This window comes from Nocardia flavorosea NBRC 108225, from assembly GCF_001613385.1.
GTDB lineage: Bacteria > Actinomycetota > Actinomycetes > Mycobacteriales > Mycobacteriaceae > Nocardia > Nocardia flavorosea.
This window is the reverse complement of the sequence record NZ_BDCG01000006.1, coordinates 41,568-53,957: the sequence shown is the minus strand read 5'-3', so window position 1 is coordinate 53,957 and position 12,390 is coordinate 41,568. Positions and strand designations below refer to the sequence as shown.

General features: G+C 65.7%; 10 protein-coding genes, 1 tRNA gene and 1 pseudogene. 7 read left to right on the top strand and 5 right to left on the bottom strand.

What is annotated here, in order from left to right:
- Window positions 1-463: 463 nt before the first annotated feature.
- On the top strand, window positions 464-694 hold the full coding sequence (locus NFL01S_RS07520; RefSeq protein WP_062973000.1) for a mycoredoxin: 231 nt from the start codon (window positions 464-466) through the stop codon (window positions 692-694).
- Window positions 695-792: 98 nt separating this feature from the next.
- Window positions 793-1,818 (top strand): YlbL family protein, encoded by a 1,026-nt coding sequence (locus tag NFL01S_RS07515; RefSeq protein WP_084492493.1) that lies wholly within the window; start codon window positions 793-795, stop codon window positions 1,816-1,818.
- A gap of 19 nt (window positions 1,819-1,837) precedes the next feature.
- Here the strand turns inward: NFL01S_RS07515 and NFL01S_RS07510 are convergent, their stop codons facing one another.
- Window positions 1,838-2,431 carry a PPA1309 family protein gene (locus NFL01S_RS07510; protein ID WP_062972879.1) on the bottom strand — a complete coding sequence of 198 codons (594 nt, stop codon included), beginning with the start codon at window positions 2,429-2,431 and terminating at the stop codon, window positions 1,838-1,840.
- A gap of 179 nt (window positions 2,432-2,610) precedes the next feature.
- Here NFL01S_RS07510 and NFL01S_RS07505 point away from each other — a divergent pair, with 179 nt between their 5' ends.
- A complete protein-coding gene (locus NFL01S_RS07505) occupies window positions 2,611-5,610 on the top strand; it encodes a UPF0182 family protein (RefSeq protein ID WP_062972996.1) in 3,000 nt (999 codons plus the stop codon).
- A 117-nt stretch (window positions 5,611-5,727) separates the two neighbouring features.
- On the opposite strand, the pseudogene NFL01S_RS07500 reads toward NFL01S_RS07505, so the two are convergent.
- Window positions 5,728-6,060: pseudogene (locus tag NFL01S_RS07500) on the bottom strand (transglycosylase family protein); the annotation flags it as partial.
- Between the two features lie 537 nt (window positions 6,061-6,597).
- Here NFL01S_RS07500 and NFL01S_RS07495 point away from each other — a divergent pair.
- Both NFL01S_RS07495 and NFL01S_RS07490 read left to right on the top strand, forming a co-directional pair.
- Window positions 6,598-6,671, top strand: a tRNA-Met gene (locus tag NFL01S_RS07495).
- Window positions 6,672-7,331: 660 nt separating this feature from the next.
- The gene (locus tag NFL01S_RS07490; protein WP_062972876.1) at window positions 7,332-7,769 is read left to right on the top strand and encodes a nitroreductase/quinone reductase family protein; all 438 of its coding nucleotides are present in this window, start codon (window positions 7,332-7,334) and stop codon (window positions 7,767-7,769) included.
- Between the two features lie 133 nt (window positions 7,770-7,902).
- Here NFL01S_RS07490 and NFL01S_RS35275 read toward each other — a convergent pair whose 3' ends face one another.
- Window positions 7,903-8,085, bottom strand: a complete 183-nt coding sequence (locus NFL01S_RS35275) for a hypothetical protein (RefSeq protein WP_157116341.1) — start codon at window positions 8,083-8,085, stop codon at window positions 7,903-7,905.
- Window positions 8,086-8,586: 501 nt separating this feature from the next.
- On the opposite strand from NFL01S_RS35275, the gene NFL01S_RS07480 reads away from it, so the two are divergent.
- Window positions 8,587-9,315 carry a TetR/AcrR family transcriptional regulator gene (locus NFL01S_RS07480; RefSeq protein ID WP_062972995.1) on the top strand — a complete coding sequence of 243 codons (729 nt, stop codon included), beginning with the start codon at window positions 8,587-8,589 and terminating at the stop codon, window positions 9,313-9,315.
- Window positions 9,316-9,364: 49 nt separating this feature from the next.
- Here NFL01S_RS07480 and NFL01S_RS07475 read toward each other — a convergent pair whose 3' ends face one another.
- Window positions 9,365-10,366: an AurF N-oxygenase family protein gene (locus tag NFL01S_RS07475; RefSeq protein WP_062972993.1), complete on the bottom strand. Its 1,002-nt coding sequence runs from the start codon at window positions 10,364-10,366 to the stop codon at window positions 9,365-9,367.
- Window positions 10,367-10,591: 225 nt separating this feature from the next.
- The gene (locus NFL01S_RS07470) at window positions 10,592-11,401 is read right to left on the bottom strand and encodes a nuclear transport factor 2 family protein (RefSeq protein ID WP_062972991.1); all 810 of its coding nucleotides are present in this window, start codon (window positions 11,399-11,401) and stop codon (window positions 10,592-10,594) included.
- Window positions 11,402-11,556: 155 nt separating this feature from the next.
- Here NFL01S_RS07470 and NFL01S_RS07465 point away from each other — a divergent pair, with 155 nt between their 5' ends.
- Entirely contained in the window at window positions 11,557-12,333 is a 777-nt protein-coding gene (locus tag NFL01S_RS07465) for a DUF6319 family protein (RefSeq protein ID WP_062972874.1), read from the top strand.
- Window positions 12,334-12,390: the final 57 nt, after the last annotated feature.

Genomic DNA, 12,390 nt, shown 5'->3' with positions numbered 1-12,390 from the left:
CGCAGCCCCCTCGGTCCGGCTCGCCCCGACCGGCTCGGCCCGGCAACGTGAGCCGCGGTCGGCGCCGTGCAACCGCTCGGCTCCACGCAACGTAACGCTACGACGCACGTTGCGTGGAGCCGGCTGTTCTCGTATCAGGCAGTATCGGCCGGACCTTTGTCGGTCGGTGATCTCGGGACGAGTACCGGCCGGCCGGCGTGTAGCCCGTCGAGTTCGTTCGGCGGGTGAGCGCCCAGCCAGGGGGCGCCCTCCTCATCCGCCGAAGCCGACAGCGTGATTCTCGGACCGCTGTCGGGCAGTACCCGGCCCCGGCGATGTGCTCGCCGGGCGCTTCGACGCTGTGATGATTCGAGGCAGCCGGGCTCTTGCGACCCGGTGCGGGAAATCACCGGCTCCGAGCTGGAACACCGCCACCGGTGGCGGCGTTGCTCTCTGCGTGAGTGATTCGACACCCGATCTGACCATGTACTCCACCACCTGGTGCGGCTACTGCCGCCGGCTGAAGACGCAGCTGAAAGAGGCCGGGATCACCTATGTGGAGGTCGACATAGAGCAGGATCCCGACTCGGCGGAGTTCGTGGGCAGCGTGAACAACGGTAACCATGTGGTTCCGACCGTGAAGTTCGCCGACGGCTCCACGGCTACGAACCCGTCGCTGGCCGATGTGAAACAGGCACTGGCCCGGCAGGCGTGACCGACCGGGTGCCGCTCACCTGAGACAGGGAGGCGGGAGCGGTCGGCTCGCGCGTGCCTGCGAGGGCAGGGCGGGTTCGGATCGCTAGTGTTGACCGGGTGAATCGTCGGATCATCACGCTCCTCGTCGCCCTGGTCCCCGTCCTGTTGCTCGGTGTGATCGGCAGCGTCTACACCGTGCCGTTCGTCGCCCTCGGACCCGGTCCCACCCATGACACGCTGGGGAAATTCCAGGGCCGCGAGGTTGTGGGGGTGACCGGCGCCGAGGTGGACCGGACCTCCGGTCAGCTGAACATGACCACGATCGCCATGCGTGACGGCCTGACCCTGTTCGAGGCGCTCGGGTTCTGGGTCAGTGGCCGGCACGGCATCGTGCCGCGGGCAGAGGTGTACCCGCCGGGGTTGTCTCGCGAGGAAGTGGACAAATCCAATGAACAGGAGTTCACGAACTCGGAGAGCAATGCCGAGGTCGCGGCGATGCGCCAGTTGAACCTGCCCACCGCGGTGCTGGTGCACGAGGTGGCCGAGGAGGGCCCGTCCCGGGACGTGTTGCGTCCGGGTGACCAGATCGTCAGCGTGAACGGCACCCCCATATCCACCCCGCAGGATGTCGTCACCGCGGTGTCGAACAGCGCTCCGGGCACGGTGCTGTCGCTGGTCATCCGCCGCGACGGCGCCGAGCAGACGGTGAACGTCACCCTCGGTGCGCGCCCCGACGACGAAACCAAGGGGTACCTGGGCCTCACACCGACCGAGGCTGCGGCGCCGCCGATGCAGGTCGATTTCTACCTGCCCGATATCGGCGGGCCGTCCGCCGGACTGATGTTCAGCTTGGCGCTGGTCGAGAAGTTGAGCCCGGGTGATCTGGACGGCGGTGCGTTCATCGCCGGCACCGGCACCATCGACGGGGACGGCAATGTCGGTCCGATCGGTGGAATCCAGTACAAGATGATGGCTGCCAGTGAAGCGGGCGCCGAAACCTTCCTGGTGCCGTCGGACAACTGCAGCGAGGCGATTCAGCGGGTGCCGGACGGGCTGCGGCTGGTCCGGGTGGAAACGCTGGCGGGTGCGGTACAGGCGCTGGAAGATCTCTCGGCAGGCGAGCAGGCCCCGAGCTGCGGCTGATCCCGGGGCCTCGCGACGGTCAGTCGCCGGAGTCCTCCAGCGTATGGCGCAGTGCCTCGACCAGATTCGGCGCGAGGTCCGGATAGGTCCGCAGATCCAGGTCGCCGTCGTCCTCGGATTCGTCCTCGGGGCGTAATTGCAGCAGGCACAGGCTGTTTCCGGTCCGCAGCGCGGCGGCGAACAGGCGAGCGTCGCGGCGTCCCGGATGCGCGTGGGCGGCGGCCCGGCCGGCCGCATCGGCGGCGTCGGCATCGGCCAGTAGCGGAGTGAGCGCGTCGTCGAGATCCTCCTCGGCGTCCGGTGGGAGGACGACGATTTCCTGTACCAGGACACACCCGGCGACCGCGGGCGGCCAACTCGTGGTGGCCAGGAATTCGTCCAGTGGCATCGTTCCGGCGGTCACCTCGTCGGGCAGCGGGTCCTGCGCCACCGGAGTCAGCTCGTTCGCGGTGTCGATCTGATCGATGAGGGTGGGCTCGGCGACCACCAGATCCGCTGTCCGCACCAACGCGAACATCTGTGGTGCGGCGCCCCAGCCCTCGGCGTCCACGAATTCGGCGACCTCGTGGACGGAACGGGCAAGGACTATTTCGGCATGCAGGTCGTCGCTCACCGGACCATCCTCGCATCCTGCGCGGCGACACCGGCCGAACCCTGCGCTCGCGCAGATGTCCGTTTTCCGTAAAGTGGGCGTCGAAGGTCCGTACGGACCCGACCGCAACAATTCGGACTGCGGTGCAGCGGCCGGTGGGCTACCGGTTCGCCCGCCGCCGGACCCTGGAGAGTGGCATCGTGGGCATGCGCCCCCAAGCCGGTTTACCCTCGCTGTCCCGGCGCAGCCGTCTGCTGCTGGTGGCCGCGGTGGTGCTGGCCGCACTGCTGTTGGTAGGGCCACGGCTCGTCGACACCTACACGAACTGGTTGTGGTTCGGGGAGGTCGATTTCCGTGGCGTTTATCTGACCGTTCTATTGACCAGGGTCGCGATCTTCCTGGCGGTCGCGGTCGTCGTCGGCGCGATCGTCTGGCTGGCGTTGCTGCTGGCCTACCGATCCCGTCCGGTTTTCGTACCGGCCTCCGGGCCCGGTGATCCGATCGCGCGCTACCGCACCACCGTGCTGAGCAGGCTGAAGCTGTTCGGTCTCGGTATCCCGGCACTGCTCGGTGTTCTCTCGGGGCTGGTGGCGCAGTCGAACTGGGTCACCGTCCAATTGTTCCTGCACGGCGGATCGTTCGGCCAAACCGATCCACAGTTCGGTTTGGACGTCGGTTTCTACGCCTTCGATCTGCCGTTCTACCGCATGGTGCTGAACTGGCTGTTCGTTGCCCTGGTGATCGCCTTCTTCGCGAATCTGGTGACGCACTACATTTTCGGTGGTCTGCGTCTGACCGGTCGTGAGGGCGTGCTCACCACGCCGGCGCGGGTCCAGCTCGCGGCGCTGGCCGGAACCTTCGTGTTGCTCAAGGCCGTCGCGTACTGGTTCGACCGGTATGAGCTGTTGATGAGCAGCCGTAAGGAACCCACTTTCAACGGCGGTTCGTTCACCGATATCAACGCGGTGTTGCCGGCCAAGCTGATCCTGTTGTCGATCGCGGTCATCTGCGCGATCGCGTTCTTCGCCGGGATCGTGCTGCGTGATCTACGGGTGCCGGCGATGGCGGCGGCACTGCTGGTGCTCTCGTCGGTACTGGTCGGTGCGGTGTGGCCGCTGATGGTCGAGCAGTTTTCGGTGCGCCCGAACGCGGCGGAGAAGGAAAGCGAGTACATCGAACGCAATATCGCCGCCACCCGGGACGCGTACGGCATCACCGACGACAAGATCGAATATGTGCCCTACAAGGGGGAGAGCAGTAAGAACCCGGCGGATGTGCCGGTCGACCATGCCACCATCGCCAACGCCCGGCTGCTCGACCCGAACATCCTGTCGCCGACGTTCACCCAGCTGCGCCAGCTCAAGAACTTCTACGGATTTCCCGAAGCACTGGATATCGACCGGTACGAGCTCAACGGTCAGGTCCAGGACTACATTGTGGCCGCCCGTGAACTGTCACCGGCCAGCTTGAGCGGGAACCAGACCGACTGGATCAACAAGCACACCGTCTATACCCACGGCAACGGTTTCGTCGCGGCGCCCGCGAACCGGGTGAACCGTCCGCAGTCCGAGGACGTCAACACCGCCAGCAACAGCAGCGACTCCGGTTATCCGATCTTCATGGTGAGTGATCTGTTCACCCCGAAGGATCAGCAGCAGATCCCGGTCGATCAGCCTCGCATCTACTACGGCGAGCTCATCTCGCAGTCCGATCCCGACTACGCCATAGTCGGCGCGGAAGAGGGGCAGGCTCCCCGCGAGTACGACTCCGATCAGGCGCGCTTCACCTATGACGGTGCGGGCGGTGTGCCGATCGGCAACTGGTTCAACCGGCTGGCCTTCGCCGCCAAGTACGCCGAACGCAATATTCTGTTCTCCTCGGCGATCAGCAGCGATTCCAAGATCCTCTACAACCGTTCACCCCGGGAACGGGTACAGAAGGTCGCGCCGTGGCTCACCCCGGACGGCAACGCCTATCCCGCGGTCGTGGACGGCCGGATCAAGTGGATCGTGGACGCCTACACCACACTGGACAGCTACCCCTACGCGCAGACCACCTCGTTGGAGGGCGCACTCGAGGACAGTATCGACCAGCGCACCGGCCGGTTGCTGCCCCGTAAGGAGGTCAGCTACATCCGCAATTCGGTGAAGGCGACCGTCGACGCCTACGACGGCACCGTCGAGCTGTACGAGACCGACCCCTCCGACCCGGTCCTGCAGGCCTGGCGCGGGGTGTTCCCCGACGCGGTGAATCCGGAGAGCGAGGTCAGCCCCGAGCTGCGGGCGCATTTCCGCTATCCGGAGGACCTGTTCAAGGTCCAGCGCGAGATGCTCACCAAGTACCACGTGGACGATCCGCGCGAGTTCTTCACCAACAATGCGTTCTGGTCGGTGCCTGCCGATCCGACGGTGGAGGGTGTATCGGCGAGCCAGCCGCCCTACTACGTGCTGCTGGGCGATCCGGAGACCGGTAAGCCGACGTTCAACCTGACCAGTGCGATGGTCGGCTACAACCGGCAGTTCCTGTCGTCCTATATCTCTGTGCGCTCCGATCCGGAGGGCTACGGCAAGTTCAGAATCCTGCAGTTGCCGACCGATACCCAGACACAGGGTCCGCAGCAGACGCAGAACACGATGACGACAGCTCCGCAGGTCTCGCAGGAGAAGACCCTGCTGTCCAACTCGAACAAGATCAGATATGGCAATCTGCTCACGTTGCCGGTCGCCGATGGCGGGATCCTGTACGTCGAGCCGTTCTACAACGAGCGCAATACCGGCCAGAACACGGCGACCTTCCCGCAGCTCCTGCGCGTACTGGTCAGCTATCGCGACCAGGCAGGCAGTGTGAAGGTCGGTTACGGATCGACGCTCGCCGACGCGCTCGACCAGGTGCTGCCGGGTGCCGGTGCGCTGGCGACGCCGTCGGGTGGCGATCCGGCCATCCGGCCGGACCCCGGCGACGCGCCGCCTACGACGGAAACGGAGCCGCAACCCGAGGACCAGGGGGCGGGTACCACCGAGGGGGCCGCGCCGCCACCGGCGGCCTCGGGCTCGGCGGCCCAGAGTGCCGCTGCGGCCGAGCTGAACCGCAAGATCGAAGCGGTACGCACCGCGATGCGTACCGGGAACTTCGCGGACTTCGGCCGGGCGTTGGACGAGCTGGACGCCGCGGTCAAGGCATATCAGGACGCCGGTAGATAACAACCGAGCCGATCCGCGGGCCCGCAGATAACGCAAGAGGCGCTGCCATCCTTCGGGATGGCAGCGCCTCTTCGTTCACGCGGTGACCGGCGCTCGATCAGGCGCCGTGCGGTGTCACAGGTACGAACCGCACACCGGCCAGGCGCCGGGGCCCTGAGTGGCGAGCACGTTCTCGGCGACGCGGATCTGCTCCTCACGGCTGGCGTTGTGCGCCGAGCCGCTGCCACCGTTGGCCTCCCAGGTGCTCTGGGAGAACTGCAGGCCGCCGTAGTAGCCGTTACCGGTGTTGATGGACCAGTCGCCGCCGCTCTCGCACTGGGCGACAGCGTCCCAGTTGCCCGAGTAGGCCGAAGCGGTGGCGGTGGAAAGACCGAACGGTACGGCAACGAGTGCCCCGGCGATAGCGGTCATACCGAGGGCGCGGGTGCTGAACTTTCGGGTCTTGGTCATATGCGAATCCCTCCCTGTGCCCACCGGCAGCGCGTTGGAAGCTGCGTGCCCCTGTCCCCAGGTGTTGTGTCGGGGTTTGTTCCGAACCGTGGGACAGGGTTGCCGGTGTTCTCCGGTTCGGCCGGCCCGTCCCGGTCTGGTCGGGGCCTGAGAACGACCGTAACGAAGAAATCTCCGCAGATCACGTATCGATAACTACCAATATGTGTATTGGCGAGATCCGGGAATATATGGAAAACTGCTGGTCATAATCCGAATTTCCGCTACCCGGTCGGTCGTGTGATAACACGGAAATGTGACGGGGATCACTTCAAAACCGTAATCCGTGTCACGCATGTTGCGTTCGAGATCCTTGGCAATCGATCCGCTAACGCTCGTTGTGGCCGATTGGCACGGAACGGCAACGGTGCGACCGATACCTTTCGTGCTCATATGTGTTTCGGGGTGTCGATCGGTTCGCGGACCAGGCCCGAAAATGTGGTTGACCTGGCGATTTGTCATATCCGAGAAGTCGTGTGTAATGTTGTGTTCACCCAACGCGGGGTGGAGCAGCTCGGTAGCTCGCTGGGCTCATAACCCAGAGGTCGCAGGTTCAAATCCTGTCCCCGCTACTACCAGAAGGCCCCGGAGAGAATTTCTCTCCGGGGCCTTCTCTTGTGTTCAGGGCGTATCGCCCGGATGTCCTGGTCTTACCCGGTGCTGCCACGCCGGTTGTGTAGGGCGATTCTCGGTCGGTGCGGCAGAGGGCCGTCCGGCGACGGCCGGATTGCGGTGAGCGGCGGCGCGTGCCGGGTGTGGGGCCGGCCGTGTTCCCGGCTGCTTCGGTGGGCGTGGCTGTCTTTGCTGTTGTCCGGTAGTTCGGTTCGATGGTGACGCTTCGCAGTGATGCGATATGGCAAATGGTCAGCTAATCGAATGGGCGGGAAGGTCCATCTGAGGTCATGGGGGTGCGCAGATTTCGAATTGATGGTTCGAGAACTCCTCGAAATAAAGCGTTTTCAGGACACACGATAAACCGTTCGCGTGAATTGCATTCGTGTAATTCATCGTGTCGGTTCCGGGTAGGTCACGTAGCGGCAACAGGGGAGCGGAGAGCGGGTGGCGAACATCGCGCGGGCGCAACACGTTCGAGGCCTCGGCGGAAACGGGCGGTGGACAAGGTCCTCCGGGCGCGCTGTGTGGGTGCGTACTACCCGCCGCAGGCGTTGCCGGATCGAGACCCGAACTGGTTTGCTGGTACGTGCTGTCGCCAACCGGAGGATTGACCTGCCATGCCGTCGAATTTCACGCTCAGAGCCGTAAATACGGCGCACCGCGCACTGCTGCGCGTCAGCTTCGGCCGGATGGGGACCGAGTACTTCGGGATGCCGGCTCTCGAGTTGACCACCCTCGGCCGTAAATCCGGTCGTCCTCGTTCCGTCATGCTGACCGCGCCGATCGTGGACGGCACCGACTACGTCATCGTCGCGTCCCGTGCCGGTGACCCGACAAATCCCGCGTGGTATCACAATCTCCGGGACAATCCCGCGGTCGAGGTGGCGTTCCGCAACGGGCCTCGTAAGCCGATGACCGCTCGCGTTCTGCCTTCGGAGGAGCGGGCGCCGCTGTGGGCCCGGATCGTCGCCGACTACCCGGTGTACGGCGACTACCAGAAACGGACCACCCGTGAGATCCCCCTGGTGCGGCTCACCCCTCGGATGAACGAATAGCCGGCGTGCCCCGGGCGCCGGTGGCTCCGGCGCGGCCGACAGCGCCCCGCCGACCGGGCCTGGGGGTCACGATGCCGCGGCGTGAAGCCGTGGGCGGACGCAACCCTGTGCCGTCGTCCGCCCACCCGGCGGATCAGGCATTGTGAGTGAGTGAAGGCGGGAAGGGTTCGGGTTCGCCGGCCGGGCCCGGCGCGCCCGGGTCGGCCATGATGTCACGCCACCAGGCCTCCAGCCTGCTGGGCTCGGGCCAGATCACGGGGGTGTGATCGGTGCTCGTTTCCACGTCGTTCTCCTCGGGGCCGGTGTTGTCGGGCATCCTTGCCTCCTGTACGCGTGGTGCGCCGGCGGGTCGCCACGTGTGGGTACGCAGCTTCGATTTCGCCGCCCCCGAAACCGGTTCGCCGGAAACTCCCGCGACCGAGCAACGTTGTGACAGCAGATCGCCGGACCCGCCCGGTACCAATGTGCCGCAATTCTAGCCTTTTTCGATGGGGCCGCGCTCCAATTTGTACCGCGCCGATTTTCGGGATTCGAAGTGTGGCCGAGGTTCTCGATCGGCCGGTAATGTGGATAAGTCTGTGCGGGAAGGGGTTACGGGATATCCGCAGGTGATGGACATGATCATGATCGACAAAACGACCGGTTCGTAGAAATATGGCGGGAGCATTACGTCGGCCGGGTGGGAAATATCGCATTAATGTATGTGTAAATGTTCTTTCATTTGCGGGTGCAGGATGCGGGTGCAGGTGAAATCGCCGTGAAGAACCGGCCTGTACGCGTCCGCCCGCGCCCACCGGCGCTGGGTACACTCCCAGGCATGTCGGTGGCTTCAGCGCGGTCGCGGATCCCGGGGGCAGTCAGTGGGTACGAGGCGCGCTGGCAGCAGCACAACACCGAACGGCAGCGCTCGATTCTGCAGGCCGCGGTGGAACTGCTCGAGGAGAAGCCGGCCGGCGCGGACATCCCGGTGCTCCAGATCGCCAGGCGGGCCGGGGTCGCCAAATCGGTCGTGTACCGGCAGTTCAGCGGGCGCGAAGATCTGGACCGGCGGATCCGGTCGTATCTGATCGACGACCTGGGTGCTGTTCTGGACGCGCAACTGGACGTGTCCACCGGTTCGGTGCGCGAGATCATCACCCGGACCGTGCGGGCGGTGGCCGACTGGATGGGTGACCATCCCAACCTCACGGCGTTCGCGCGTTCCGGGCCGCCGGCGGGCGGACCGGACAACGTGGATGCGATCAGCAGCTTGAAAACACGTATCTCGGCGCGTTCGAGTGAACTCATCGAGGCGATCGGCACGATCGTGGGCGTCGACTCGGCGGCCTTGGGGCCGGTGCCGTTCGCCGTGGTGACGATGGTCGAAGGGGTACTTGCCGCATGGGTCGCCGATCCGCGACCCGCACGGACCCGCGTCGAAGTGGTGGCCGATCTGGCCGACTACGCGTGGTTCGTCCTCGACGGCGCTGCTCGCGCGGTCGGTGTGGTGGTGGACCCGGACCGGGAACTGGCCGAGGTGATCGCCGGGCTCAGCGTGACCTCTTGAGTATCCGGCCCGGACCGGCAGAGTGCCGGTCCGGGGCCGAGGTGTCGGATCAGGCGACCGCGGGCCGGATCCGGCGTTCCGGTTCGCTGCGGTAGCGCGAACGGTCGCCGTCGATGCCCAGTGCCCGCCACAGCCGGGTGGTGACCGGGTTCATCAGCCCCAGCTCGTCGGCGAGGGTGCGCATATCGCCGAAGTAGCCGGACAGGATCCCGCGGGAGTGGGGGCTGCGCCAGAAGGCCTCTTTGATCACCGGGCGCGGTATATCGAATCGGCGGGCGAACTCGGGCGGTGGCGCCATGATCTCGCCGGCCAGCCAGCGCAGCGCCAGCGGGAAGGAGATTCCGCACAGTGCGGTCGAGACCGGGCTGAGTTTCTCGATATGCGCGCGCAGGAATTCACCCGCGAACGAAATATGGCGAGCTTCCTCGGCGATATGGATCTCCATCGTCCGCACCACCAGCGGCGGCAGAATCGCGCCGTTGCGGATCATCGCCTTCTGGTAGTGGTCGATCGGTTCCTCACCGCCCAGGATGCCGAGGAAGAGAATGACATGGGCGTAACCGCCCGCCACTCCGATGAACGGGGACAGGGCCCGGAAGATCGGCCGCATGCCGGGGACATCGTCGCCGATCCGGTTCACCAGCTCCTGGAACATCTGGATGTGATTGCATTCTTCGGTCATCTCGTGCAGGCAGTACCGGAACTCCGGTGACCCGTTGGGCAGTTTCGCGATGTACTGCATCATGCCGCGGATCAGCACGGTTTCGAAGGCCGCGCCCACCTTGATGGCGTTGGCGATACGCCAGCGCCCCATCTCGATCTGCTTCTCGACCGGCTGCTGCCGATACCAGTCGGTGGCGCCGAGCGGATCGTAGTCGGGGGAAAGGATCCAGCGTGGATCGTCGCGATCGAGGGCCAGTTCGGGCGCGTCCCAATCGATATCGAGATAAGGGTCGAAGCGGCGGCGCACCGAGCCTTCCGACAGCGTTTCCAGCATCTCGCGGTACCGGGCATCCAGCTTCGGGGCCCGGGGCAGAGTCGACGGCGTCATCGGTGCCTCCTCGTGCGTTATGGCGTACATCTCTCTACCGAAATTTACCGGGACTTGGAGTCTCAGTAAATAGCCGAGGGGGTAGTCGCAACAGAACTGTGCCCTGAGCTGGGCGGGTGATGAGAGCCTGCTTCGGGTCGGTCGTCGCATCGCTGCCGGACGACGAGAATCGGTGACCGTGATCGTCGGAGCATCCGGGCGATCCGGTGGACGTGCTGCCCTGCGTCAGGCGATCGGGTGCGTGTGGACGCGCAGGGTTTCCAGGCGTGGGGCGGCCGGATGGAAGTCGAAGATCAAGAGGACCGGGCCGTCCGGAGTTTCCCCGCTGACGGTCACCGAGCGACCTGCCGCAAGGGTTTTCCCGCAGCGCAGGCCACGGGCTCGGGCGACCAGTTCCGCAGGGGGTATGGACTCACCCGACCACAGCAGCACCGTCTCGCGACCACCCGTCGTTTCGGTGACCGTCGCCGCATCTCCCGCGGCCGCGGCTGCGCACAGCCGGTGCACGATCTCCTTGCCGGTCCGGCCGATACCGGTACAGGCCCGGGCCATACCCATGAGCCCGGGCACGCCCTGATTGCGTAGCAGCAGGCCGCCGAGGCGGGTGCCCGCCCGCAGGCCTGCGATCCCGGTTCCCATGAGCTGTCCGATCATCGGCAGTAGTTCCCAATAGGCTGCAAGATGGGAGATGCGCAGGTCGCCGTCCTCCGCGGCGATCTCGTAGCGCAGATGCATCGGAACCCGGACCCGGGCGCCGGTCGACATGGTGATCGTGATGGTGAGATCGCGTACGACGGTCGCGGGACCAGTGAAATCGTGGGCCACGTCGAAAACGATGTCGTTGGGGGCGATGAAGGTGTCGTAGAAGCGGGTAATCGCCTCGTGCCCCCGGTGCGGAGCGGAACCGACGGGATCGTTGACCACCGCGTCGCGGGTGAACAGGCCCACCCAGGCGGCCCGGTCGTGTACGGCCACGGCGCGCGGCGAGGCCAGTACGGCGTCCCGTAGCTCGGTGGCGGTCGGGTCGATCGGCACGATGCCTCCTTCGGTGTCCGGATCGCGGCCATAGTAGAACACGTTCTATCGGGGTCGGAAGGTCTTGCCATGCCTGCGTGTGAACGTGTCGGTGCGGTGCGGCATCATCTGTGCACGCAGCTATTCGACGAAACAGTGAGATTGCCGGAGTGCCCATGCCCTCGCGAACACCATCGAGCGCGAAACCGAAACCTCTGTCCGACAACGACCTCGAACAGATCTCCACGGAGATCGAAGCGGGCCGCCCGCCGATGGTGTGGTTCACCGCCGCGGCGGTGGGGGTCACCGAAGGGCGTTCGGGCAAGGTCGTCTCGCTCGGCGACCCGGCCGACGGTGATTTCCTGCAGGTCCGCCCCACCGGGTCGAAGGATGTACTGTCCTTCGGGCCCACCGAGGTGACACTCACCAAACCACCGCGTGACCGGCCGGCGCCTGCGGCGTCGAAAGCCGCCGCAGAACCGAAGACCACGCCCGAGCCGAAAACCGCCCCCGAGCCGAAGGAAGCGCCCGTGCCCACCGCTGCGTCCCAGACCTCCTCCGAGAAGCGGGCCACCGAATCCGCCTCCGCCACCGCGAACAAATCCGCGGCCGAAGCGAAACCGGCTGCCGCCTCGCGCACCCCGGCTCCGGCCAAGGCGGCCAAAGCGCCCGCCGCGCGTAAGGCCAAGACGCCGGAGGTCGTGGTCACCATCAACGGCACCGCGGACGGTGAGTGGACCGTCGATGTGACCAGCGGTAAAAAACGCACCGCGCGCGCCGTGCCCGTCCCCGGCCCGGCTGTCGCCCAGGCGGCGAAACTGCTGACCCCCGAGGTAGCCGAGGTGGTCGAAGGCCTGCTCGAAACGGTGCGTGGTGCACAGGAAGCCAAAGTCCAGCAACTGCAGGCCGAACTGGAGCAGGCCCGCAAACTGCTCGAGGAACTGACTGACTGAGCTTGCTCGCGCACGGACTTCGGGCCTGCGACGCGGTTCCCCCGACGGTTCCGGATC